At 65.4% G+C, this 23,213-nt stretch carries 23 protein-coding genes and 2 pseudogenes; 16 read left to right on the top strand and 9 right to left on the bottom strand.

From position 1 onward, the window contains the following. Positions 1–24 precede the first annotated feature (24 nt). The 3 genes from BUB20358_RS18760 to BUB20358_RS18750 all read right to left on the bottom strand — a co-directional run bounded on the left by BUB20358_RS18760 (position 25) and on the right by BUB20358_RS18750 (position 3,899). Positions 25–1,098, bottom strand: a complete 1,074-nt coding sequence (locus tag BUB20358_RS18760; protein WP_006767433.1) for a porin — start codon at positions 1,096–1,098, stop codon at positions 25–27. Positions 1,099–1,289: 191 nt separating this feature from the next. Beyond that, positions 1,290–2,732 (bottom strand): MFS transporter, encoded by a 1,443-nt coding sequence (locus BUB20358_RS18755; protein WP_006767432.1) that lies wholly within the window; start codon positions 2,730–2,732, stop codon positions 1,290–1,292. A 243-nt stretch (positions 2,733–2,975) separates the two neighbouring features. After that, entirely contained in the window at positions 2,976–3,899 is a 924-nt protein-coding gene (locus BUB20358_RS18750; RefSeq protein ID WP_035975933.1) for a dihydrodipicolinate synthase family protein, read from the bottom strand. A 182-nt stretch (positions 3,900–4,081) separates the two neighbouring features. On the opposite strand from BUB20358_RS18750, the gene BUB20358_RS18745 reads away from it, so the two are divergent. The 4 genes and pseudogenes from BUB20358_RS18745 (at position 4,082) to BUB20358_RS18735 (ending at position 9,093) form a co-directional block, all read left to right on the top strand. Then, positions 4,082–5,026: a LysR family transcriptional regulator gene (locus BUB20358_RS18745; protein ID WP_006767430.1), complete on the top strand. Its 945-nt coding sequence runs from the start codon at positions 4,082–4,084 to the stop codon at positions 5,024–5,026. 302 nt (positions 5,027–5,328) lie between these two features. After that, positions 5,329–5,499 (top strand): annotated as a pseudogene (locus BUB20358_RS28445) (response regulator); the annotation flags it as partial. 506 nt (positions 5,500–6,005) lie between these two features. Next, positions 6,006–8,606, top strand: coding sequence for a hypothetical protein (locus BUB20358_RS18740; protein WP_158380459.1), 2,601 nt, complete (start codon positions 6,006–6,008; stop codon positions 8,604–8,606). Between the two features lie 63 nt (positions 8,607–8,669). Then, positions 8,670–9,093 (top strand): annotated as a pseudogene (locus BUB20358_RS18735) (MerR family transcriptional regulator). A gap of 821 nt (positions 9,094–9,914) precedes the next feature. Here the strand turns inward: BUB20358_RS18735 and BUB20358_RS18730 are convergent. From BUB20358_RS18730 to BUB20358_RS18715, 4 genes are all read right to left on the bottom strand, one after another. Next, on the bottom strand, positions 9,915–10,268 hold the full coding sequence (locus tag BUB20358_RS18730; RefSeq protein ID WP_035975932.1) for a hypothetical protein: 354 nt from the start codon (positions 10,266–10,268) through the stop codon (positions 9,915–9,917). Positions 10,269–10,804: 536 nt separating this feature from the next. Then, positions 10,805–11,287, bottom strand: coding sequence for a PRC-barrel domain-containing protein (locus BUB20358_RS18725; protein WP_035975931.1), 483 nt, complete (start codon positions 11,285–11,287; stop codon positions 10,805–10,807). Positions 11,288–11,375: 88 nt separating this feature from the next. Continuing rightward, a complete protein-coding gene (locus BUB20358_RS18720) occupies positions 11,376–11,807 on the bottom strand; it encodes a CBS domain-containing protein (protein ID WP_035975929.1) in 432 nt (143 codons plus the stop codon). Positions 11,808–11,883: 76 nt separating this feature from the next. After that, the gene (locus tag BUB20358_RS18715) at positions 11,884–12,138 is read right to left on the bottom strand and encodes a hypothetical protein (RefSeq protein ID WP_035976237.1); all 255 of its coding nucleotides are present in this window, start codon (positions 12,136–12,138) and stop codon (positions 11,884–11,886) included. Between the two features lie 156 nt (positions 12,139–12,294). Here BUB20358_RS18715 and BUB20358_RS18710 point away from each other — a divergent pair, with 156 nt between their 5' ends. The 11 genes from BUB20358_RS18710 (at position 12,295) to ligD (ending at position 20,882) form a co-directional block, all read left to right on the top strand. Further along, a complete protein-coding gene (locus tag BUB20358_RS18710) occupies positions 12,295–12,597 on the top strand; it encodes a hypothetical protein (protein ID WP_006767426.1) in 303 nt (100 codons plus the stop codon). A gap of 165 nt (positions 12,598–12,762) precedes the next feature. After that, entirely contained in the window at positions 12,763–13,008 is a 246-nt protein-coding gene (locus BUB20358_RS18705; protein ID WP_035976236.1) for a hypothetical protein, read from the top strand. After that, a complete protein-coding gene (locus BUB20358_RS18700; protein ID WP_035975928.1) occupies positions 13,005–13,316 on the top strand; it encodes a hypothetical protein in 312 nt (103 codons plus the stop codon). Before BUB20358_RS18705 ends, BUB20358_RS18700 begins: the two co-directional genes overlap by 4 nt. A gap of 49 nt (positions 13,317–13,365) precedes the next feature. Continuing rightward, a complete protein-coding gene (locus tag BUB20358_RS18695; RefSeq protein ID WP_035975927.1) occupies positions 13,366–13,689 on the top strand; it encodes a hypothetical protein in 324 nt (107 codons plus the stop codon). A gap of 115 nt (positions 13,690–13,804) precedes the next feature. After that, entirely contained in the window at positions 13,805–14,314 is a 510-nt protein-coding gene (locus tag BUB20358_RS18690) for a ferritin-like domain-containing protein (RefSeq protein ID WP_035975925.1), read from the top strand. 218 nt (positions 14,315–14,532) lie between these two features. After that, entirely contained in the window at positions 14,533–15,966 is a 1,434-nt protein-coding gene (locus BUB20358_RS18685) for an RNA polymerase factor sigma-54 (protein ID WP_006767423.1), read from the top strand. Between the two features lie 67 nt (positions 15,967–16,033). Then, a complete protein-coding gene (locus BUB20358_RS18680) occupies positions 16,034–16,222 on the top strand; it encodes a DUF3008 family protein (protein WP_035975910.1) in 189 nt (62 codons plus the stop codon). 46 nt (positions 16,223–16,268) lie between these two features. Beyond that, complete coding sequence (locus tag BUB20358_RS18675) at positions 16,269–16,430, top strand: DUF1328 family protein (RefSeq protein ID WP_006767422.1); 162 nt, start codon at positions 16,269–16,271, stop codon at positions 16,428–16,430. Continuing rightward, positions 16,427–16,813 carry a DUF3022 domain-containing protein gene (locus BUB20358_RS18670; protein ID WP_006767421.1) on the top strand — a complete coding sequence of 129 codons (387 nt, stop codon included), beginning with the start codon at positions 16,427–16,429 and terminating at the stop codon, positions 16,811–16,813. Before BUB20358_RS18675 ends, BUB20358_RS18670 begins: the two co-directional genes overlap by 4 nt. 277 nt (positions 16,814–17,090) lie before the next feature. Next, complete coding sequence (ku, locus tag BUB20358_RS18665; protein ID WP_035975907.1) at positions 17,091–18,113, top strand: non-homologous end joining protein Ku; 1,023 nt, start codon at positions 17,091–17,093, stop codon at positions 18,111–18,113. Positions 18,114–18,137: 24 nt separating this feature from the next. After that, entirely contained in the window at positions 18,138–20,882 is a 2,745-nt protein-coding gene (gene ligD / locus BUB20358_RS18660) for a DNA ligase D (RefSeq protein ID WP_035975904.1), read from the top strand. A gap of 4 nt (positions 20,883–20,886) precedes the next feature. Here ligD and BUB20358_RS18655 read toward each other — a convergent pair whose 3' ends face one another. Together BUB20358_RS18655 and BUB20358_RS18650 are read right to left on the bottom strand one after the other, a co-directional pair. Then, the gene (locus BUB20358_RS18655) at positions 20,887–22,209 is read right to left on the bottom strand and encodes a cation:proton antiporter (protein WP_006767418.1); all 1,323 of its coding nucleotides are present in this window, start codon (positions 22,207–22,209) and stop codon (positions 20,887–20,889) included. Between the two features lie 54 nt (positions 22,210–22,263). Beyond that, positions 22,264–22,620, bottom strand: a complete 357-nt coding sequence (locus tag BUB20358_RS18650) for a DUF3175 domain-containing protein (RefSeq protein WP_006767417.1) — start codon at positions 22,618–22,620, stop codon at positions 22,264–22,266. A gap of 167 nt (positions 22,621–22,787) precedes the next feature. On the opposite strand from BUB20358_RS18650, the gene BUB20358_RS18645 reads away from it, so the two are divergent. Beyond that, on the top strand, positions 22,788–23,213 hold a 426-nt coding region (locus tag BUB20358_RS18645), incomplete at its 3' end, for a hypothetical protein (RefSeq protein WP_174905097.1).

The following is a 23,213-nucleotide window of genomic DNA, read 5'->3' as shown; positions in this document are numbered from 1 at the left end:
CATGGTCGGCGGCCGGTGTCGGCACTAGAACGTATGCCGAACGCCGACGGCGAACGTGTTGCCGGTCGCGCGGGCCGTCAGCTTGTCGTACGAATAAATCGCGTAGATGTCCGTCCGCTTCGACAGAAAATGGTCGTAACCGAACGACACCGTGTTGCGCAGGCTGTTGTTCGCGGGCCGCGGCCCCGATCGCTTCGTGCGCGCCCATTCTGCAAGCAGGAAGTCGGCCGGCGAGAACGGGATCGACAGACCGGCCTCGTACGTGTGGCTGCCCGTCGGCGTGCTGACGTCGCTCGTCATCGCCCATGCCGCATACAGCGTCGCGACCTTGAAGTCGTAGGCCGCACCCGCGAGATACGCGTACTGCGCGCCGACCGGCCCCGCCGCGGTATACCGCACGCGCTGACCGGACAGCACGGCGGTCAGCCCGTGGCCCTGATAACTGAAATGAACGCCGAGATTGCCGATGCCCGGCGAGCCGGCGACGCCGCCCAGTCCGTAGATGACCGTTGCGCCGAAGCCGCGGACGTTCGGCGTCGTGTATTGCGCGGTGTTGTTCCACACCGTGTCGCCGATCATCGTGCCGCCGTAGTTGGTCACGAACGTCTGCAGAACGAGCGGAGAAAAGACCGTCGACGACCCGAACGGATTGACGAGCGATTCCGCCGTATAAGTCGGATTCCTGTGCCGCCCGAACGTCAACCGGCCGAAGTCGCCCTGAAAGCCCAGGTACGCATTGCGCGACCAGAACGGATCGGTCGCATTGCGGCCCAGCGCGCCGTTCTGCGGCTGGAAGAAGCTTTCGAGCGCGAAGATCGCGCTGACGCCGCCGCCGAGATCTTCCTTGCCGCGGATGCCCCAGAACGACGTCGTCAATCCGCCGCTGCCCATCAGTGCGGCGGCTTGCGGCGTGTCGCTGCGTTTGACGCTGCCGACATAGGTGCCGACGATCCCGTACAGCTGGACTTCGGCGCCGCCCGCTGCGCGCGCGTCGACGAAGGTTGACGCGAGGCCCGCGCCGAGCGTCGCCGTGACGCCGAGTGTGCGCACGACGTTGCGCATGCGAGCGCGGGCCGCGATCGGTTGTGTCTGTTTCATTTCCGTTGTCTCCGTTCATGTTGTTATGGGCGAGCGCTGCCGCGCCGCATCCGGTCCGGATACGAACGAACGGCGTTGCAGCGTTGTCGCTGGTCCGCGAACCTGGCGCGCGGGAATTGAAGGTGCTGCGAGGCGGGGCGCTCCTTCTCTCGAGCCACATCGACAGAAGGAGCGCAACGAAAGCCGAGCGGCTATGGAGAGATTTCTTCGAGCGAACGATTGGTCGTCTCGACCATTCGTGTCGCGACGATGAAGCCGACTGCACTGACCACGGCAAACAGGATGAATACCGCGGCGATGCCTTTGTCCGTCAACACGACGCCGACAATGGCGGGGGCGGCAGCGGAAGCGGCGCGCAGCCAGGACGTCGCGAGACCGGTACCGATCGCGCGCATCCGGGTCGGGTAGATTTCGGGCGTGTACAGATACAGCAGGACGGTCGTGGTTGCCATCACCGCGTAGGCCGACGAACCCAGGAACATGACCGACGACGCGCTGCCGGCGCCATGGATGCCCAACGCGGCGAGCAGCGTTGCGCTGACGACGAAGCAGCCCATTGCCCAGCGGCGGCGCCCGACACGATCGATCAGCAACGCGCACGCGAGCACGCCGCATGTGCTCAAGACGTTCGAGATCGACGCCATGCGAAGCGACTCCTGCAGCGGCAGATGGTAGACCGTCTTGTACAGGCTCGGCAGCCAGTTGTTGATGCCGTTCGCGACGAAGTAGGACGTCGCCCAGAGCAGCCACACCGCGATCGTGCGCCCGCGGTAGAACGGCGAGAACAGTTCCTTCCACGATCCCTTCTGCTTCGACTGGAGACCGTTCAGAAGGCTCGCGACGCGCTCGTCGATTTCGGCCTTCTGCGTGCGACTGTCGAGGTTGCGCTTCGGCGTGCTCGCCTCGAGACGCTCGATGACGCGCTCCGCTTTGTCGAAGCGTCCCGTCGAGATGAGCCAGCGCGGCGATTCGGGCAGCCGCGCGATCAGGAACGCGACGACGATGCCCGGGATTCCGCCCACGAGGAACATGTATTCCCACCCGAAGCGCGGGACGATGAACGCACCGAGCTGCGCGGCGGCGAGCAGCCCCAGCGGAAAGATCAGCTCGTACAGAATGAAGAAACGTCCTCTGCCATGCGCCTGCGACAGCTCGTTGATGTACGTGGCCGCCACAGGCACTTCTCCGCCGACGCCGATGCCTTGCAGAAAGCGCATCAGGAACAGCATATGGAAGCTGCCGGTGAACGCGCAGACGATGCTCATCACCGACATCACGCCGACCGTGACCGTCGCGCTCGGCACGCGGCCGAAGCGCTCGGCAAGCCAGCCGAACGCCAGCGCGCCGACGACCTGGCCGAGATACCCGGCGGCGATCAGCACGCCGATCTGGCCGGGAGAAAGATGCCAGAGGCCGACCAATACCGGCAGCACGAACGCGAGCGACAGCGCGTCGAATGCGTCGAACAGCGTCGCGCTGCCCATGACGATACGGGCCTTCGTGTGCCAGCGGCAGAACGGCACGTTCTCGACGCGGAACAGCAGGTTGGCCGCACGCAGTTGCTCGCTCGCCGTGCGCGTTGCGCCGTCGGACCGGCCGACGTCGACGCTATAGGCGGTCAAAGGGGTGTTCATGCTGTCTCCTGAAAAGCTGCATTGTATGGACCCTCGGACGGCTTCTTGTTCTCACGCACCGATCGCGTTTATCCGTTGTTGTGCCGCGATACCGGTGCTCGTTCGGTCGTTTCCCGATCCTGTTGTGGGCGACGCGTGGAGCGAGGGCCCATGCGTCGCCGTTGCCGCTCGACGCGGACAGCGAAGCGGGGCAGCGCTTCGCTTCGCGATCGTCGAAGCGGTGACGAACGTGCTGCTGCCGCGTCAGTCGACGAGGCCCGCCGAACGCAGTGCATCGGCGATTTCGACGTCCGCGCCTTCCGCGAGCGGCAGCAACGGCGAACGGACGGTCGCATGCTCGAGAATGCCGCGCGCGACCAGACCGTGCTTGAGCGCGACGGTGCCTTCCATGTGCGAGCCGCGGTGGTACACGTTGCGCGTGACGGGCAGCAGCCGATCGTGGATCGCGCGCGCAGCCGGATAGTCTTTCGCCTTGCCGGCCTTGATCAGCTCGATGAGCGGCTCGGGCGCCAGGCCGCCGTAGCCGACCAGCGCACCGTCGACGTCGAACATCGTATGCAGCAGATACTCGTCGTGGCACGTGAGGATTTGCAGCTCGGGCCGCTCGCGGCGGATGATCGGAATCTCGACGTCCCAGCGCCGCATGTTGCGCACGCCGTTCTTCATCGCGAATACACCGGGTTGCGCGGCGATTTCCAGCTGCGTGTCGAGGTTGTAGGTTGCCTTGGTCGCGTCCGGATACTGGAACAGGATCAGCGGCAGCCCGCTGCCTTCGTAGATCGCGCGGTAGCGGTCTTGCGGCGCGCCCTTCTGATAGCCGAAGCGCAGCCAGCCGTGCGACGGATACACGAGGCCGGCCGACGCACCGGCCTGCACGGCGCGCTTCGCTTCGTCGACGGCGACTTGCGTGCCTTCGAGCGTGATGCCGGCGATGACCGGGATCTTGCCGTCGACGGACTTCACGAAACTTTCGATGACTTCGGCCTGTTCCTTTTGCGACAGGAACGTGCCTTCGCCGGCGTGGCCGAGAACCGTCAGACCTTTGACGCCGTCGATGCCGCCGAGCCACGAGCCCAGCCGCTGAATTGCCGCGTGGTCCACCGCGCCGTCGCGCGTGAACGGGGTAACGGGTGCCGGGACCAGCCCGCGCAGATCGATCGCTTTCATCACGTCTCCAGAATTGAGCTTACGGCTCCTCTTTCCGCGGAGGAGAGCCCGCTGCTCGTTTCGCATCGAGCTCGAACAACGGTGCATGCATTGCAGTGTAGGGATGCAGCGCCTATGCGGGAACTGCTTGACGGGGCATTTCAGCTATACTCGATCGGCATATCTTGATCGGAGGCGAATCGGTGGACTACGCGGCCTGGAAGCTGTTCATCGACGCGGCAGAACTCGGGAGCCTGAGCAAGGCGGCCGTGGCTTATGGAACGAGTCAGCCGCATATCAGCCGGCAGATCGCCGAACTCGAGCAGTACTGCGGCGGCCGCCTGTTTCAGCGAACGGGACGCGGCGTCGTATTGACCGATCTGGGCGCGCGGATCGCGCCGCGCGTGCGCGCGTGGCTTGCCAGCACCGAACAGTTGTCCAACGACATCCGCAGCGCGGCCGGGGAACCGATCGGCGTGGTGCGGCTCGGTATCCTGCCGTCGACCGCTCATCCGCTCGTCAGCGCGCTCTACCATCGTCTTCGGGAGCGCTATCCACTGGTGCAGCTGCAGGTGCGCGAAGGTCAGGGCGCGCTGCTCGACACGTGGCTGGAAAACGGCAGCGTCGATCTCGCGATCCTGTTTCGGAACAGCCCGACGCCGAAAAACGGCGACGTGTATCTGGTCGAAGCGGCGACTTACCTGGTCGGTGCGGAAGGCGATCCTTTGACCAAACGCCCGACGGTGGCCTTTTCGAAGCTCGACGGCATTCCGCTGGTGTTCTTCTGCCGGCCGAACAGCTGGCGCGACCGGCTCGAGCAGATTGCGGGCGAACACCACGTGTCGCTGAATTTCGCCGCGGAAGCGGACTCGCTGACGTTGCAGGCGCATATGGTCGCCGACGGCGGAATCTACGCGTTGCTCGGGCCTTACGCGATCGCCCACCTCGAAAAGGAATGTCGGCTGCAGGCGTCGAGGGTCGTCGAGCCGTCCGTGCCGCGCTTCATCGCGCTTGCGATGTCGCCCCACGGCGAACTGACGCTCGCGTGCCGCACGGTGATGCAGCTCACGAAGGAGATTGCGCAGTCGCGCAATCTGGCGTCGCACCTTCGGCTCGGCGTGTCGGCGGCGTTCGTGCGGTCGATTTGATGGCTGTATCGCGTTCGCCAGTGTCGGCGTCCGATCGTTACGTCAGTTCGTGCGTCAGCCGGAAATGCCTGTCGCTTCCGAGCGACCGGTTGCCGTCGTTACAGATGTTCCAGCGGGAATCGCTATCCGCGCGGCGAACTGCCGGGTGCGCGAGAACGCGCCATTGAATCGAACTCGGCGCCGGACGACGAAGTCGCGTTCGACGTGTGCCGGCAGACTGACCGCCGGCCCGCTCATCGTCTTCGGAGCGCTCTGCGGCGCCCGCCACGTCCTCACGAGAATCAAATTTACGAACCGATACTCTGGTCGCGTGCAGCACGTTGGCGTCGCCGCGCGACTGCGAGCGCGCGAGGGAAGCCGGATTCGACGCGCATTGCGCGAAGCCGCTGACGCCGTATCGGCTGCTGCGCTATCTGGAGGCCGCGTGTACGGGCGCGGCGCCGCCGGACGGGGGCGTTACACGGCGGTTGTAAAACGGTGCCGGGAAGGCGATGCGGTGGTTAGCCGTGCGCGGATTTGGCGGCCGTGGCGGCGAAGCGGTCGACTACGGCGGCGAATGCCCCGGGACCATGAACGATGTGTCTTTCATCGAACGGCTGTCGATGATGAGTCGGCTGCAGACAAGCTGCCTGCCCCGGCCGCTCGGCAGTTCAGGATGGTTACGCTACCGCCGACGTATCCGTTGTAGCGATTTCTTGTAGAACCTAACGGAAAGCCTGATATACGTATGGCGTCCGGGCGAATAGATTGCTGGACGAAATCTAAAAGACAGTCAGAGGGAAAATTGCGGATTTTTTATTCGAATGAAAGCATTCGCGAAATGCTTTCTTCAAATGACGACCCTTCATCCAAACGGGCTCGGGAAACGAGGCAACTATTTCTAGAGCTTGACAGAATCGACTCATCAAGTAACCGTTTCGACGATAAGCAGGTCCTTCTAAAAGGGAATTCGAAGAAATTGTCTATTATCGCGATATTGATGGGTGCCAATTCATTGCGCGTCGTGACGGAAAATGTTCATCGGGTGTCGCGTGCGATTATTCCAAGGGATACGCTGTCGTGTCCCTCGCAGGGTGAAATGTCATGTCGCTCGGAATTGAGAGAACAGTTTTTTGCGGAAGATCTGTCGAAGCCAATTTGCCAGAAGGAGGCTGCGTATCGCATTGATTTTCCGGTGACTCCTCTGGCTACTAAAAGAACAATTGTCAATCATCCGCGCGATGAAGAGGAAGTTGCTGCCAGAAATTCCGGTCACGCAGGCGGTGACTCGACGGCAATTGAAATGTCGACAGTTCTGTTGCCACTCGTGGCACCTGTAGTTGGAGACGGACTGCCGTCGACATGGGCAGGATGGAAAAGCACTATATTTCGGACAGCGGCGTGCGGGTTTTTTTTAACCACCGGCGGTCTTTTGGCTCGATATTTTTTTAATCGGGGTGGAGCCGGCCAGTTTGAGGAGAAAGGATCTGCGTTAAAAGTAATTTCCAGTCTGGAAGAATACTTTGCTGTCGATGATTTTCGGGGTGGCGATAATACTCTCGAGAGTGACGAATCTTGGGAAGTTGTACCTGACAATCAGTCCACGCCGAAGGCCGAAGCATACGTGCTGCCGAATTCCAATAAGAAAGCAGGCTCGAAGGATGTGCCGGCCTCACCTCCTCTGGATGAGCCAAAGATCGAAAAAATGGATTTTTCGTGCATTGAAGAGCGCACGTCCATAACATGGGAGATCGCTTTTCGTCAGATCGGAAAGACACTAAAGGATCCGTTAAATGAGTTGGCGAAAGAATCGCAGGTTATATATTATTACAATAATTATGAAAAATGCCCTGAGAAGGCCGATGTTGATAAGTTGTCGTATGTTATGGAGAGAATTGATTTTGCTGCTAAATTTATTATGTCAATGTCGCCTTCATTAAATCGGGTGGTCGTTGTCCAGGATATCGGATCTGAATTGTTTCAGAGAATGGCGGACGAAATTTCGAAGCAGGCTGATGTCCGGAAATATGGAGAATCCTGGCAGCTCCTCTTTGATGCAGTGAGCGTTGGGCGCCGGGATCTGATCGACCCCACTTATGAGGAGCGCAGGGGGCCGTTTCACGATGTATATCACCAGAATAAAGGCGCGGCATACGCTGTAATTCGCGGTGAAGTATGGAGATTATCCATTCGGGATGGAAAAATTTTTGCATCTCGCAAGAATGAAGATCTGGAAGTGAAATTTATTATAGGGAAGTTGGGGCATAGCGGGAGATGGAAGTTTGCCGATGAGGCAGTGAACGAATTTATGTTGCATGATGTTGAAGCGGAATTTTTGAAAGATGTAACCGTTGTGCCTAGCCGATTTACGGGAATCCGACGTGATGAGGGTGCGGCGATTTTTGACGTCGAATTGAAAGACGGCATGAAATTGAAGTGCGTCCACATTGATGGTCACATGGTTCCAGTTCGGAATTCCGGACGCGGCACTGGAGTTGAAGCTTATAACGCTAATTCGCCTTCCGACGTAGGTAGGCCGATAGTCCGAAGCGGCCGAATCTGGAAATTCGGAACGTTGAAAAAACCAAGACTGTATTTTACGTCTGAGGAGAGTAATGCCGGACGTGGCATCGTGTCAAACTCACTGCGACAATCCCTTGCCCAGAATTTTTTGAGGAGTGACATCGATTCGTCCTCTATGTCTCGTCCAGATAGTCGCGGAATAGTGACGTCGAACGATGGCAAGGATTATTTGGAATTCCAGGAGGGTTTGATAGAGATTGAATCGATTCCGCGTGCAGCAAACGCGTATATTATTAAAGGGCAAGGTGGGCTGAAAATTGTTTCCCGTTATGACGCGGAAAGTCAGCAGTTCATCGATGAATATGAAGACGGAAAGTATTTGAATGCCCGTGAAGACGGAACCTACGAATGGATGCCTTGCGCGCAGCCGACGAGACGGAAGCGGGGCGCTGCGAGTTCGTGTCTCCGTAGATCCGAGGAAGGGCGAGCTGCCGAAGAATTTCCTCTCGAGGAGTATGAGCCAATTAGGGAGCAAACCACTGATCGGCAACCATCTCGTTTGGATCAGGACATTGGTGCACCGGAGTTACTGACGAGGCTTGACAATATTCCGGAAATCGGTAATGCGATACGAAGTCCGGATGGCAAGTGTGACGCAATTATTCCAACTGTTGCCAAATTCGCATTGGAAAACGGCTTCTCCAATGTTCGCTATCGGGCAATCGTAATGTGGTCCGGCGCTACGATGACATCGAGAATGGTTAATCATTATGCAGTTGTTGCTCGGAAAAATGGAATGGATTACGTTTTTGATCTGACTGCGGGTCAGTTTGAAAACCGAATGCCAGGGCTGGTTGGGCCGATCATTGCGCGGGAAGAGGATTGGGCTGAAATTTATATTTCCGGTAGCCGGACATGGCTGATTAAATTTCGGGATTTTGATGACAGGCAAAGTGCGATCGATCATTTCTCGGTTCCGGTAATGGACCCAATGCAACCCATTGAGAATGCTGTCGTACTGAAGGCTCCCTCGTGGTATATGAAAATACGGAATGGGGAAGTATCCCGGAACTTCTAGGTGTTCGCGATGGCGTGAACCGGTTTGCCGGTCGGGCGATGTGAAGTGGGGCCGTTGTGCCGCATGGGCGCAAATGTGCGGTCGATTCGGCATTACGACGAACACGGTGCGCTCGCGTCGGTACGCGAGCAACGGATATCGCATGTTCCCCGACGACGCGATCACGCATGTCACGCAGGTCCAGCGCATGATCGCGATCGGCTTGACGGTCGACGACATTCGCGGCTTTTCGGATTGCATGTCGCTGATCGAAGGCGCGCGCTCGTGCGACCGGCTCACCGAAGTGCAGCGCGAGCGGCTGAAAGCCATCGAGCGGCAGATCGCGGATCTGGAAAAGCCTCGCGCGCGGCTCATCAAAATGCTGACGGAGTGCGGCGCCGGACGCGGAAGCGACAGCCGCACATATTCCGACGCCTCGGTCATACGCATCGTTGTCGGTGGAACGACGCCGATCAGTGGCATGGTCGGCCGTCGGCATCGGCGCTAGAACGTATGTCGAATGCCGTCGGCGAACGTGTTGCCGGCCGCATGGACCGTCGCTTCAGCAGAGCGCGGTACGTCGATAGGCGTGGTAAGCCCAAGCCTTGCCCGCGGCGATCCACACGACAACCGCACCATCTCGTGGACGCAACGAACCGGACACGCGTCCGTTGCGACGCCAGCAAGAAGGACGAGGCCGCGTCGGTGGGCCGCCGCATGCAGTCCGGCGCGTCGGCTGGAGCCGGTGGCTGCATCGAATCGTGCCGGCTTCCGGCGGCCCGCGCTGTTCGGTCGCTCAAGGTTTGATCGTGACGCCGCTCCCGAGCTTGTCCACGAGGCTCGTCGAGTTCTTCGATACGGGAGCCGCTCCGTTCGTCGTGCTTTGAACTGATGTGACGATACGAAGGTCTACGGCGTTGCTTCGCCTATGTCCGCGGTTAAACCCATACTCGGACTGTCTGGCGCCTTCGATGTGCTTGCTGAACGATGACGACGCGCTGTGCGACTTGTTGCTTCCTGACGTGGTGTAACCGCTGTAACTGCAACCGTTTCCAATTCCATCAATCGGCATGATCTAGACTCCTGTCAAAAGCCGCCAAGGTATAGCGCCGTCCGGAATGGAGCATTCAAAAAACGCGCGACGGTGGATGCCGGTCTTGCCGACGCGCGGCCCCCTGTATGCACCGACCGAGACGTCGGCGGATCGCGCGCTTGTTGTGCGGCCTGCGGCAGATACGGCGAATTTTCCAGTTGCCGGTCGCTCAGGCGTCGACAGCGAACGGAGCGGGCTTGACCGGTTTTCGATGGACCGCAAACGGTGCACGGCTCTCAGCCGTTGACTCCGGACGCGTGAGGGCGCGGTTCGTACCGGGTAGGTTCCGCTGCTTTGTCGCCCGCGCTTCCCAGCCGGCCAACCACGGTCTTTGCATTTCCGAGCATTTTGTCGAGCGGGTCTTGCATGCACTGGATATCCGCGTCGACATAACCGATAACCGGGATTTGCAGCACGTCCGCCAGCCGTTGCGCGAGTCCGTCGCTGCCCCCGGAATAGCAGGACATCAAATGCAATTCTTGTTTATCTCTGACCAGCGCATTGAGGTCGATCGACCGGGCGCTCAAAAGATATTCAACATACTGCTCGGCGTTTTTTTGCAGGAGCCTCATCGCCAGGTCCTGCCGCATGATGCTTCATGTTCTGCCGGTAAAGGGCGGGCGTTGTTGCGAAGTAACGATCGTTGTCGATTTTCGCGCCATGCACGATCAGCGCCGGGTTGCCGGTTCTCGCAAAATTGCTGACAAAACCCGTTCGCGCACACATGCTCAGTATTTTTCCGTTCCGCTTTGAAACGATGCAGTCGATTCCCGTCGCTTTGTAAAACTCCGTGGGATGCAAATCGATGACGGGCGCCGGGCGCTTTTACGAAAAAACGTCTGCGCGACGGCATTGCAAGCTCGACGGATCCGCTGAGAAAAATCCGATTTTCGTGACGCTTCTGCACGGTGGGAAAGGCTGCCGAATACGCGGTGTCGATCGATTCTCATTGCTGGTCGTCATAAATCGCGATTCTCGACGATGTACGTTGCCGCGCGTGCCGACTATTCCAAATCGATCATCGTCCCGCTCGGCCGCGCCTTTTCAGTCCGGCTCACAAAAAAAGCGCCCCGCATCGCGGGGCGCAGCGAACCGCATGTGCCGGCAAGCCGGCACCGTATCGTCGTCAGTGCCGGCCGCTCGGCGAGCGCGGGTTCAGATCTTCGGTGGGGTCCGTCAATCCGAGCTCGTCGCCGGCGCTCCAGTACGGCGTGCTGCCGTAGTACTCGTGCAGCGGCTCGGCCCATTGCGGGTCGGCCATTGCCGGCCAGTGATCCTTGTCGAAGCCGGGCGCGTTGCGGATGCGCTCCGACGACACCGACAGCAGGAAGCACTTGCGCTCGGTATCGAGCGTCAGCGCGCTCCACGGAATCGCGAGCAGCTTGTCGCCGATGCCGAGCAGGCCGCCGCTCGACAGCACCGCATAGGCGACGCGTCCGGAACGCACGTCGAGCATGATTTCCTTGATCTTGCCGACGTCGTCGCCGTCCGTCGTGTAGACCTTGTTGCCGTCGAGCGTGCTGGCGGCCATCACGTCCGGGCCCGGGCCGGCCGCGGTCGCGGCGCCCTTGCCGACGATACGGGTCTGACCTTGATCGGAAGTCTGCATGGTTGTCCTCCTGGCTGCGTGGGGCGCGACGGGGCCCGGTCGGGCCGCCTGTCGCGCGGGTTGGCGGAACGGGGCGACGAACGCCCCGTCAGCTCTGCTTCGGTTGCGACACGCGTTCGAGCGTGTTCGCGACGTCGTCGCGGACCGGCCCGGCGCTGCGCGTCGCGATATCGGCGAGCGACAGCATGCCGACCAGCCGCTTGTCGTGATCGACGACGGGCAGGCGGCGTAACTGCGCATCGGCCATGTAGTGCTGGATCTCCTCCAGCGAGTCGTCGTCGAAGCACCACTCGATCGGGCCCGACGCGACTTCGTGCACGCGCGTCTCCGGCGGCTTGCCGGCCGAGATCGCGCGCACCGCGATGTCGCGGTCGGTCACCATCCCGACCAGCCGGTTGTTGTCGCAGACCGGCAGCGCGCCGACGTCGTAGCGCTCCATCAGCTGCGCGGCATGCCGGATCGAGTCGGTCGGCGCGATGCGCACGACGTCCTGCGACATGATTTCGTTCACACGATGCATAGGTTCTCCTTGCGGTTGAATGCGGCGTTCAGCAAGCTGCATGCCGTCCGGCCGCTGCGTGGGTCGCCGTCGACCGTCACTCGTCGCGGCGTTCGCGCTTGTCCTGCCATGGCCCGTCGTCGTGCGTGCCGGGCGGCGTGTCGGGTTCGATGCGCGTGACGCCGCCGGTGGACGGCGCGTCGCTCGCCGGAAACGTGTCCTCGATCTGCTTGTCGATGTGGCGCTCCGAACGGCGCGTGCGCGCGCTGTCCTGGTCCTTCAGCGGCGGCGTCGGGTCGGCTTCCTTGTCGCGCGTGGGCGTGTCGTGCCCCGCGCGGGTCGTATCGTTCATGGCGAAGCTCCGTGTCGTGACGATGACGCATTCGATGCGCAACCTCCGTTCCCGCAGCGATGCGGCGGCACGCGATTTGCCGCCTTCCGTGCGACGACAACGGCGCGCGACGCATCCGATACGGGCTCGCGCCCCCATCGAGCGGGAGGCACGACGATGATTCCGAAACGGCGACAAGGCGTCCGCTACGAAGTGAACGTATGCGGCGGCGGATTCGATTCGGTGAAGAGCCATTTCAATACCTGGAAGCAGGAACCGCTGATCTACCGGCCCGAGCGCCGGATGTTCGAAGGCAAGGCGGACGTACGGCCGCTCGGCGACGAGACGTTCGGCGCGACCGAGCCCGCGCGCTTCGCACTGCAGCGTGCGTGCGAGCCGGCCGATCCGTACGCGCTCGCCGCGCGCGTGCGCGACGACGGCCGCGAGCTGTGGCTCGTGATGGCCGCGTACGACACATAGCGGCGTGCTTGCAAGATTTGCAGCGGACGGTGTAGCGAAGTCACGGCACGCCGCGGCGTGTCGCCGGTGCGCGCGCGCATGCGCACGTTCGCGGCGCGCATCGACGGCACGGCGCTTGCGGACCGGTGCTCGGCGACATCCGTCAACTGCGAGGAGGGAATGCCGATGAAACACGACCCTGCGTTGTCGCTGCACCGGCCCGATCCGCCGATGCCCGACATCGATCCGGATCCGGCGCCGTCCGCCCCGGACGTGCCGCCCGATCTGCCCGAGCCGTACCGTCACCCCGAGGGCGATCCGCCCGAGCATCGGCCGCCGGAGCGCGAGCCGCCCGCCGAGCCGCCCGCCCACGTTCCGCCGCCGAGCGCCGTGCGCGCGGCGCAGCCCCGCCAACCGGAGGACCGGCGATGACCATCCGTGTGAAGCCCGGCATGCTGCGCGACCTGGCCGAGACGTTCGGCCGTCATTTCGAAGCGCGCGAGCTGCCGTTCCATGTCGAAGAGAACCCGGCCGGCGCGCTGCATATCGGCTTTCGTGTGGACGGCCATCCGGCGTCGCTGACGGTGACCTTCGATGCGCACGCGTTCGCCGAACTCGAGCGCGCGGACGTCGCGCGGCAGCGCGGCGCGCTCACGCGCGTCGCGGCCGAGTTCGACCAGATGATGGCGCGCCGCGCGCCCGCCGCGTATGCGGGCGATTTCCATTTCAACCGGCTCTGAGCGTGCCGTTTGCGCACGCGCGGAGCCGTGCATTCACGGGAGGATTCCGATGAAACCGATCGACACGATACGCGCCGCCGCGTGTGCGGCCGTCGCCGCGTGCGCGCTCGGCGCGTGTACGCAGCCCGATACGTACGGCACGCCGTACGGCACGCACCGCGCGCCGCCGGCGCCGCCCGACGGCCGCGGCGCGTCGCCGACCGCGACGATGCCGGACGCGAACACGCGCTATGAAACGCGTCCGTCGCCGGGCAACACGATGCCGCCCGGCGCGACGGCCGGCGAGCCGGTCGACGTGCCGCCGCCGGGCCCGAACGGCGTGCAGGGCGACGATCGGCCGCTGCCCGGCACGCCGCCGCCGATGCAGTACTGACGTGACGCCGCGCGCGCGACACAGGCCCGGCCGCACGCGAACGCCATGCTGCGGCCGGCGCGCTGCGCGTCGCACGTCGCGCTCGAGACCCTGCACCGCCCTGACCGGAGGAACGATGGCGAACCCGCACGAACATCTGGAAGACTGGCTGCGCGACGCGTATGCGATGGAGCGTCAGGCCGAAACGCTGCTCGACGCGCAGATGAAACGCGTCGACAACTATCCGCTGCTGCAGGACCGGCTGCGGCTGCATCTGGACGACACGCTCGGCCAGCAGGCGCTCGTCGAAGCATGTCTGCAGCGGCTCGGCACGACGCCGTCGGCGATCAAGGATCTGGCCGCGCGTGTCGCCGCGTACGGGCAGATCGCGAGCGCGATGCTCGCGAGCGACGAAGCGGTGAAAGGCGCGATGGCGGCTTATGCGTTCGAGCAGGTCGAGATCGCCGCATACACCGCGCTGATCGCGGCCGCACGCGCGGCCGGCGAAGACGAGATCCGCGCGTGCTGCGAACGGATCCTGCAACAGGAGCGCGACATGGCGTCGTGGCTGCTGCGCCATCTGCCGGACCTGACGACCGCGTTTCTCGACCGCTCCGCCGTCGATCGAACCGACGCGAAGCGCTGACCCGCCACGCGTGCGATAGCGGCGTGAAGCCGGCGTTTTCCGGCCGCGCGAAATGCGTGCCCAATCTTGCCGGCGCCTTGTAAAAAAGCTGCCTACGGACGCCGCGGAACGGAGAAGAAATCCCCGCAAAGCCGCGCCGGACGGGCGCCTGCGGGCCTGGCACGGAAGCTGCATGGATCCTGCGTACGAATACCGCAAACCATCCAGGAGGCACGTCGATGTCCGTCACGCTTGCGTTGCAGATGCGTCAGCATCTGGCACTCACGCCAAGGCTTCAGCAGTCGCTGCGCCTGCTGCAATTGTCTTCGCTCGAATTCCAGCAGGAATTGCGACAGGCGCTCGATACGAATCCGTTTCTCGAAGATGGTCAGGGCGACGACGAAGTCGTCGGCGACGCACCGGAGCCGAGCGCCGACGCGGCGTCGGCCGAGCCGCTGCCCGAGCGCGACGAGATCCGCCCGCCCGATGCCGACGTGTCGTACACGGCGGCGCCCGCGCCGCGCGGTGCGGGCCGTCAGGGCGAGGACGGCGGCGACCTGTCGCCCGGCGAATGGATGGCGGCCGAGCCGTCGCTGCATCAGCAGCTGCACGATGCGCTGCGTCTGTATCCACTGAACCGGCGCGACCGCGAAGCCGCGCGCATGGTCATCGATGCGCTCGACGACGACGGCTATCTGCGTCAGGAGCTGTCCGAGCTGCTCGTTGCGGCCGACCCGGCACTGATGCTGTCCGAGCAGGACCTGCTCGTCGCGCTGCGGCTCGTGCAGATGCTCGATCGTCCCGGCATCGCCGCGCGCTCGCTGTCCGAATGCCTGCTGCTGCAGCTCGACGCGATTCCGGCCGGCACGCCCGCGCTGCCCGAAGCGAAGGCGATCGCGCGCGAGCACCTCGAGCGGCTCGCGCGCCGCGAGACGGCCGAGATCCAGCGCCGCCTCGGCTGCAGCCAGCAGACGATGCAGGCCGCGTGCGCGCTGGTGCGCGGGCTCGATCCGCGTCCCGGCAATCATTACGGCAGCACGCGCGGCGACTACGTGGTGCCCGACGTGATCGTGCGTCAGGTGCGCGACGAGTGGGTCGTCACGATCAATCCCGCGGTGCTGCCGCGCGCGCGTCTGCACGAACGCTACGCGACGCTGTTCGCGCAGTCGAGCGGCGAGCGCGACTCGCCGCTCGGCCAGCAGCTGCAGGAAGCGCGCTGGCTGATCCGCAACGTGCAGAAGCGCTTCGACACGATTCAGCGCGTCGGCGAATGCATCGTCGCGCGTCAGCGCGATTTCTTCCGCTACGGCGAGATCGCGATGAAGCCGCTCGTGCTGCGCGACATCGCCGAAGAGCTCGACCTGCACGAATCGACCGTGTCGCGCGCGACGGGCGACAAGTACATGGCCACGCCGCACGGCACGTTCGAGTTCAAGCACTTCTTCCCGCGCAAGCTCGAAGCGGCCGGCCGCGGCGTGTGCTCGGCATCGGCCGCGAAGGTGCTGATCCGCGACATGATCGCCGCCGAGCGGCCGAACGATCCGCTGTCGGACGTCGCGCTCGCGCAGAACCTCGCGGGCCGCGGCATCCTTCTTGCGCGTCGTACGGTCACCAAGTATCGGCAGGCGATGAAGATTCCGCCGGCCGAGCTGCGTCGCCGCGACGCCGCGTGACGGTGCCGGCGGCCGAACCGCGCGCGCGGCGCGTATCGCGTCGCGCGTCAACGAGAGGAGGGAAGCCATGCCAGCGAAATCCCAAGCGCAGCAGCGCGCCGCGGGGGCCGCCCTGTCGGCCAAGCGCGGTCGCACGAAAATGAAGGACCTGAAGCCGCCGTCGAAGTCGATGGCCAAATCGATGAGCGAAAAAGAGCTCGAGAAAATGGCATCGACGCCGACTCACGGCAAACCGATGCACAAGCACGATTCTTGATCGACGACGACGGGCGTCGACGATCGCCGTTCCCCAGGAGGAATCCATGCTTCGATACGCAATCATCTTCTTCATCATCGCGATCATTGCAGCCGTGTTCGGCTTCGGCGGCATCGCTGCCGGCGCGGCCGAGATCGCGAAGATCCTGTTCTACATCTTCGTCGTGATCTTCCTGGTCACGCTGCTGCTGGGCGTCGTTCGCCGATGACGGTAGGGCCCGATCGTGCGCAGCGCGTCGCCGAGCTCGAGCACGCGCTTGCGAACGGTTTTCCGTCGCAGTCGACGGTGGTCGTGCATGCGGACGACGCGTCCGGAGCGCTCACGATCCAGGTGTCCTGGGTGCGCGAGCCCACCGACGAAAGCGCGCGCGAGTGGCGTTGCGCGGTCGATCTCCGGTTCGCGCCGGACGTGATCGACCGCTATGCCGCGCTCGACACCGCCGACCGGCTGCGGATGCGCACGCATCTGTGCGACATCGCGCGGCGCGCGATCGACGAACGCAAGCCGCGCGTGGAGGACGCCGCGATCGACTGCAGCGTCGCGCTCGACGTGACGGCGGCCGAGGTCGATACCGCGCTGCGGTTGCCCTGACGCCGTCGGCATCGCGGGCCGGCCGTATCGGCTGCTGTGCCGACGGCCGGCCCGTTCCGCATTCGCGTGCGGCGCGAGCAGCGTCGCGCGGCGGGTGCCAACCGCGTTGCGGCCGGCCGGTCGCGACGCGATGCTGCGCCGGGCGCGGCGAACGCGTCGGCGCTGCGCGCGACATCGACCGCGACCGGCAACGCCGTTCGACGCGTGCAGCGCACGACACGCGGCCGCTCGCGATCGACGACATCATGTAGCGCCGGACCCGGCAAGGAGGATAGGCATGGCACGCATGATATGGAAGGGCGCGATCAGCTTCGGGCTCGTGCACGTGCCGGTGCAGCTGTTTCCGGCGACGCGCACGGTGAAGCCGTCGTTCCGGATGCTCGACAAGCGCTCGATGGATCCGATCGGCTACCGGCAGATCAACAAGCGCACCGGCAAGGAAGTGTCGCGCGACGACATCGTGCGCGGCTACGAATACGAAAAGGAGCGCTACGTCGTGCTCAGCGACGACGAGATTCGCGCGGCCAACCCCGAATCGACGCAGACGGTCGACATCCTGACGTTCGTCGAGCAGGACGCCGTGTCGTTCCTGTATCTCGATACGCCGTACTACCTGGTGCCCGACCGCAAGGGCGAGAAGGTCTACGCGCTGCTGCGCGACGCGCTGAAGGACAGCGGCAAGATCGGCATCGCGCTGGTCGTGATGCGCGATCGCCAGCATCTGGGCGCGCTGATTCCGGTCGGCCCGCTGCTCGCGCTCGATACGCTGCGCTGGCAGGAAGAGCTGCGGCCGCTCGACGAGCTGACGGTGCCGGCCGAGGACGCGAAGCGCGCGGGCGTGACCGCGCGCGAGTTCGCGATGGCGAAGAAGCTGATCGACGACATGTCGGGCAAGTGGACGCCGGACGAATATCACGACACGTTCCGCGACGACATACTCGAACTGGTCGAGCGCAAGGTGCGCGAGGGCAAGATCGAGGAGATCGAGGAGCGGCCGGCGCAGACCGGGCGCGCGGCGAGCAACGTCGTCGATCTCACCGAGCTGCTCAAGCGCAGCCTGCGCGGCGGCTCGCGCGCGGCAGGCTCGCGCGACGAAGCCGATGCCGACGACAGCGCGGACGAAGACGCCGACGATTCGACGTCGAAGAAGACCAGATCCGGCGCGCGCAAGCCGGCTGCGAAGAGCGGCGCGCGCGCGGCGAAGACCGCCGCGAAGCGACCGGCCGCGAAGCGCGGCGGGTCCGGCTCCAGTGCGCACGCGGCGAAGAAGACGACCGCGCGCCGCAAGCATGCGGCGTGACGCCGCGCGAAGCAGGGTGATGCGATGGCCGACAAACTCGATCTGTATCGCCGCAAGCGTCACTTCGACGCGACCCCGGAACCGGCCGGCGCGCGCGGGCGCCGGCGCACGAAGCCGGATGCCGCGCCGAAGGACCGCAGCCGCGCGGCCGCCCGCGGCAGTCATCCGCTGCGCTTCGTCATACAGGAGCACCACGCGCGACGCCTGCATTACGACTTCCGGCTCGAACTGGACGGCACGCTGAAGTCGTGGGCCATACCGAAGGGGCCGAGCTTCGATCCGTCGGTGAAACGGCTCGCGGTGCACGTCGAGGATCATCCGCTCGAATACGCGTCGTTCGAAGGCGAGATTCCGGCCGGGCACTACGGCGCCGGCTCGGTCGTCGTGTGGGACGAAGGCACGTGGACGCCCGAGGGCGGACTCGCGAAAGCGCGCGAAGGCTACCGCGCGGGCAAGCTGAAGTTCCGGCTCGACGGCGAGAAGCTGCACGGCGGCTGGGCGCTCGTGCGCAGCGGCCGGCAGGAAGGGCGGCAGGAGCAGTGGCTGCTGATCAAGGAGCGCGACGACGAAGCACGCAGCGCGGACGAGTTCGACGTGGTCGGCGAGCGGCCGGGCAGCGTGCACGCCGGAGACGGCCGGCCGCCCGACGCGCCGCTTGCGCCGCAGGACGTCGAAGGCGCGGTGCGTGCGCCGCTGCCGGAACGCGTCGCGCCGCAGCTCGCGACGCTCGTCGATGCGCCGCCGACGCACGGCGACTGGCGCTACGAGGTCAAGTTCGACGGCTACCGGATGCTCGCGCGCGTGTCGGGCAAGGGCGCACGGCGGCGCGTGACGCTGATGACGCGCGAAGGCCGCGACTGGACGCCCAAGCTGCGCGCGCAGCGCGACGCGCTCGCGGCGCTCGACGTCGACGACGCGTGGTTCGACGGCGAGGCGGTCGTGCTGCGCGAGAACGGGCTGCCCGATTTCCAGGCGCTGCAGAACGCGCTCGGCGCGGGCCGCTCGGACGAGATCACGCTGTTCGTGTTCGACCTGCCCTATCTGAACGGCTATGACCTGCGCGACGCGCCGCTGACCGCGCGCCGCGCTTTGCTCGAACCGCTGCTGGCCGACAGCGACCCGGCGCGGCTGCGCTATTCGCCCGATCTCGGCGACGACGTCGTGTCGCTGATCTCGAGCGCATGCGACACAGGGCTCGAAGGACTGATCGGCAAGCGCGCCGATGCGCGCTATCGGGCCGGACGCTCGCCCGCGTGGATCAAGCTGAAATGCCGCCGCCGGCAGGAGTTCGTGATCGGCGGCTACACGGAGCCTTCCGGCAGCCGGCACGGTCTCGGCGCGCTGCTGCTCGGCGTGCACGAGCCGGCGCCGGACGGCAAGCGGCGGCGCGGGCCCGGCCCGCTGCGCTACGTCGGCCGCGTCGGCACCGGCTTCGACTCGCGGATGCTCGACCGGCTCGCGGCGCGCCTGCGCAAGCACGAGCGCGACACCGCGCCGTTCGATCCGGCGCCGAACGAATGGTCGCGCACGCCCGTGCACTGGGTCGAGCCGACGCTCGTCGCCGAATGCGAATTCGCGGAATGGACCGGCGACGGCATCGTGCGGCAGGCGGCGTTCATCGCGCTGCGCGACGACAAGCCGGCGTCGCAGATCGTTCGCGAGGTGCCGCGCCACACCGAAACGGAGACGACGATGGACGACCGCCACACGGAACAGGACAAGCCGGCCCGGCACGCGCGCAGCGCGCCGCGCGGGCATGCATCGAACGGCGACGCGCGCGGCTCGCATTCGCGCGCGTCGGCACGCGGCACGGCGAGCACACGCGGTACGAGCGGCACGAGCGGCAGCGGCACGAGCGGCACGAAGGCCGGTTCCGGCCCGGACCAGGTCGGCCGCGTGCGCATCACGCACCCCGAGCGCGTCATCGATCCGCAGCACGGCACGCGCAAGATCGATCTCGCGCATTACTGGCAATGGGTCGCGCCGTGGCTGCTGCCGGACCTGAAGGGGCGGCCGGTGTCGCTCGTGCGCGCGCCCGGCAATATCGAAGGCGAGCTGTTCTTCCAGAAGCATGCGGACCGTCGCGAGATTCCGTTCGTCACGCGGCACGAAGGCCTCGATCCCGGCCACGGCGCGCTGCTGTCGATCGACAGCGTCGATGCGCTGCTCGGCGTCGCGCAGATGGGGACGATCGAGCTTCATACGTGGAATGCGCACGTATCGAACATCGAGCGGCCGGACCGCATCGTGTTCGACCTCGATCCCGATCCGGCGCTGCCGTGGTCGACGATGATCGAAGCCGCGCAGCTGGTGCGCGGGCTGCTCGACGAGCTCGGCCTCGTGTCGTTCTGCAAGACGAGCGGCGGCAAGGGGCTGCACGTGGTCGTGCCGCTCACGCGGCATGCGGGCTGGGACGACATGAAGGATTTCTCGCGCGCGGTCGCGCAGCACGTCGCGGGCGCGCTGCCCGACCGCTTCACCGCGACGATGGGGCCGCGCCACCGGCGCGGCAAGATCTTCATCGACTATCTGCGCAACGGACGCGGCGCGAGCACGATCGCCGCATATTCGGTGCGCGCGCGGCCCGGGATGGGCGTGTCGGTGCCGATCGGCTGGGACGAGGTGCCCGGCACGACCGGCGGTGCGCAATGGACGATCGACACGCTGCACGAACGGCTGGACCGGCTCGAGCGCGATCCGTGGGAAGCGTATGCGCAAACGCGCCAGCGCGTGACCGCGAAGATGCGCGCGCGGCTCGGGATGTCGTGAGCGCTCAGCGCCGGCGCTGCTGCAGATCGTGATACCAGTTCATCAGCGGCGTCGCCGAGATCCCGTGCGCGATCACCGACGCCGACACGATCGCCAGCACCGGCGCGCCGAGCGGACGCACGACGCCTGACGGCCCGTGCTCGAGCGCGAACAGCAGGTAGTAGAACGAGCCGATCCCGCGAATGCCGAACCAGGCCATCAGCCGCCGCTGCGCAATCGTCGCGCGCGAACCGGCGAGCGTGACGCGCACCGCGAGCGGCCGCACGACGATGAACAGCAGCACGGCCAGCGCGGCAGCGCCCCACGTGAAGAGCGGGCCGGGCGGCGTCGTCAGCATGCTGCCGATCATCGTCATCACGACCGCCTCCGCGATCCGTTCGAGCTCGATCGTGAAGCCGAGCACCGATTCGGCCATGAACGCGTGCGCCTTGTCCGGATCCTTCTCGGTCGCGCTGACGTCCTCCGGATCGATCTGGCCGATCACCTCGCGCGGCGGGCGATCGCCGCTCGCCTGATGCTCGACGCGCCGCATCGCGACGCCGGCCGCGAACGTCGCGATGAACCCGAACGTGTGCGCGAGCTGTGCGGCGCCGAACGACAGCACGATCAGCGCGAGCGCGAAGAAGCCTTCGAAGCCGAGCGCCTGCGCGTAGCGCGTGCGCAGCCAGCCGATCGACTTGGTCGTGATCCAGCCGAGACCGCCGCCGATCGCGGCCGCGCCGGCGATCCCCCACAGCACGACGAGCGCGAACTTCGCGGACAGCGGCGGCACGCCGTGCGTCGCGTCGGGCGCGCCGCACAGCGCGAGGCCGGCGAGTGCGAACGGCAGCGCGATTCCGTCGTTCATGCCGCCTTCGCCGGACAGCGCGAAGCGCAGCACGTCGCGATCGCCCGGATCGTGCACCTGCACGTCGTGCGCGAGCACCGGATCGGTCGGGGCGAGGATCGCCGCGAGCAGCAGCGCCGGGCCCCAGTCGATCCGCAGCGCGAGCACCGCGCACGCGGCGAGCAGCGGCACGGTGACGACCATCGCGAGCAGGCCGAGCCGGCATGGCACGAGCCACAGCCGGTCGGACAGCGGCACGCGCAGCCGCAGCCCGATCGCGAACAGCGACACGAGCAGCGCGACTTCGACGACCACGCGCAGCGCCGGCGCGTCGCGTTCGAGGTCGAAGCGCAGCAGCCCGGCGCCGCTCGGGCCGAGCGCGATGCCGAGCACCAGATAGATCATCGCGGTGCTGCACGGCAGATGGCGCAGCGCGGACGTCGCGACGCCCATCGCCATCAGCACCGCGCCGATGATGAGATACCACAGGGTTTCGTGCATGCGGACAGCGGGAAGACAGGACAAACGGGACGAAAAGGGAGCGGGCGGCCGCCGTCACGGCTTGCGGCCGAATGCCTCGCGCAGTTTTCGTTTCGCGCGGTCGAGCGTCGCGCGACGCGTTTTCGGCAGGTTGCGGCCTGCGCGGTTCACATAGAAGTTCAGCATCGACATCGCGGACTGGAACGGCGTCGCCTTGCGGCGGCGGCTGTGCTCGGCCGAGCGTTTCAGCGACGCGGCGATCTCGCCGGGATCGTCGGATTTGAAGATGTCGGGTTCGAGGTCGAGCGCGTCGCTGTGGCGCGTGACGTCGCCGGACCAGCGCTTGCGGTGTCGCGGATCGGCACTGCGCGCGCGGCCCGCGCGCCGCGTCGTGCGCTTGCCGCGTGCGGATGAAGTGGACGCTGTAGGCATTGCAAGGCTCCGCAGGAATGTCGTGGAAGTGCGGCGCGCGCAATCCGCGTGCCGCGCGACCGCGCGCCGGCGGCGAGCCGCTTTCGCGGTCGGCGGCATGGGCCTTGCTGAAAACCCGGGGCAGGACATTCCACTCCACTACCACCTTGGTTCAGGGGGAAAACGCCATGAAGCCAGCATTCGAATCGAAGTCCGTCGCCCGCCACGTGCTCGCGTGCGCGGCCGTCGCGCTCGTCGCAGCCGCACCGGCCGCGTGGGCGCAGAACTCGCAGCGTCCGGGCGAAGGCACCGGCGCGCCGATTTCCGATACGTCGACGCAGGGCGCGAACGGCAATACGTCGGCCCCGCCGCCGGCGGCAGGGACGGGCACCGGCACCGACGCCGACAGCGGGATGCAGAAACACGGGAAGGGGCAGCGCGGCTCGACGTCGCACAGCGGCGCCTACGGTCATGCGAAGCCGGGCGTGAAGCCCGGCGGCCCGAGCGCCGCCGGTCAAGGCGGCAGCGGCGCCACCGGCGGCATGTCGGGCGGGACGTCCGGCGGGACATCGGGCGGCACGGCGGGCGGCACGGCCGGCGGGACGTCGGGCGGC

This window comes from Burkholderia dolosa (genome assembly GCF_902499135.1).
Classification (GTDB): domain Bacteria; phylum Pseudomonadota; class Gammaproteobacteria; order Burkholderiales; family Burkholderiaceae; genus Burkholderia; species Burkholderia dolosa.
The sequence above is the reverse complement of the archived record's forward strand: the minus strand, read 5'-3'. Positions and strand labels throughout refer to the sequence as shown.

Bases quoted from the DNA above. Each gene is read 5' to 3' on its own strand.
- BUB20358_RS18695 (WP_035975927.1), top strand. From the start codon at position 13,366: ATGAAACCGATCGACACGATACGCGCCGCCGCGTGTGCGGCCGTCGCC.
- BUB20358_RS18655 (WP_006767418.1), bottom strand. From the start codon at position 22,209: ATGCACGAAACCCTGTGGTATCTCATCATCGGCGCGGTGCTGATGGCG.
- BUB20358_RS18670 (WP_006767421.1), top strand. From the start codon at position 16,427: ATGACGGTAGGGCCCGATCGTGCGCAGCGCGTCGCCGAGCTCGAGCAC.
- BUB20358_RS18725 (WP_035975931.1), bottom strand. From the start codon at position 11,287: ATGCAGACTTCCGATCAAGGTCAGACCCGTATCGTCGGCAAGGGCGCC.
- BUB20358_RS18680 (WP_035975910.1), top strand. From the start codon at position 16,034: ATGCCAGCGAAATCCCAAGCGCAGCAGCGCGCCGCGGGGGCCGCCCTG.
- BUB20358_RS18650 (WP_006767417.1), bottom strand. From the start codon at position 22,620: ATGCCTACAGCGTCCACTTCATCCGCACGCGGCAAGCGCACGACGCGG.
- BUB20358_RS18760 (WP_006767433.1), bottom strand. From the start codon at position 1,098: ATGAAACAGACACAACCGATCGCGGCCCGCGCTCGCATGCGCAACGTC.
- BUB20358_RS18710 (WP_006767426.1), top strand. From the start codon at position 12,295: ATGATTCCGAAACGGCGACAAGGCGTCCGCTACGAAGTGAACGTATGC.
- BUB20358_RS18720 (WP_035975929.1), bottom strand. From the start codon at position 11,807: ATGCATCGTGTGAACGAAATCATGTCGCAGGACGTCGTGCGCATCGCG.
- BUB20358_RS18715 (WP_035976237.1), bottom strand. From the start codon at position 12,138: ATGAACGATACGACCCGCGCGGGGCACGACACGCCCACGCGCGACAAG.
- ku (WP_035975907.1), top strand. From the start codon at position 17,091: ATGGCACGCATGATATGGAAGGGCGCGATCAGCTTCGGGCTCGTGCAC.
- BUB20358_RS18755 (WP_006767432.1), bottom strand. From the start codon at position 2,732: ATGAACACCCCTTTGACCGCCTATAGCGTCGACGTCGGCCGGTCCGAC.
- BUB20358_RS18750 (WP_035975933.1), bottom strand. From the start codon at position 3,899: ATGAAAGCGATCGATCTGCGCGGGCTGGTCCCGGCACCCGTTACCCCG.
- ligD (WP_035975904.1), top strand. From the start codon at position 18,138: ATGGCCGACAAACTCGATCTGTATCGCCGCAAGCGTCACTTCGACGCG.
- BUB20358_RS18730 (WP_035975932.1), bottom strand. From the start codon at position 10,268: ATGCGGCAGGACCTGGCGATGAGGCTCCTGCAAAAAAACGCCGAGCAG.
- BUB20358_RS18675 (WP_006767422.1), top strand. From the start codon at position 16,269: ATGCTTCGATACGCAATCATCTTCTTCATCATCGCGATCATTGCAGCC.
- BUB20358_RS18685 (WP_006767423.1), top strand. From the start codon at position 14,533: ATGTCCGTCACGCTTGCGTTGCAGATGCGTCAGCATCTGGCACTCACG.
- BUB20358_RS18700 (WP_035975928.1), top strand. From the start codon at position 13,005: ATGACCATCCGTGTGAAGCCCGGCATGCTGCGCGACCTGGCCGAGACG.
- BUB20358_RS18690 (WP_035975925.1), top strand. From the start codon at position 13,805: ATGGCGAACCCGCACGAACATCTGGAAGACTGGCTGCGCGACGCGTAT.
- BUB20358_RS18705 (WP_035976236.1), top strand. From the start codon at position 12,763: ATGAAACACGACCCTGCGTTGTCGCTGCACCGGCCCGATCCGCCGATG.
- BUB20358_RS18740 (WP_158380459.1), top strand. From the start codon at position 6,006: ATGGGTGCCAATTCATTGCGCGTCGTGACGGAAAATGTTCATCGGGTG.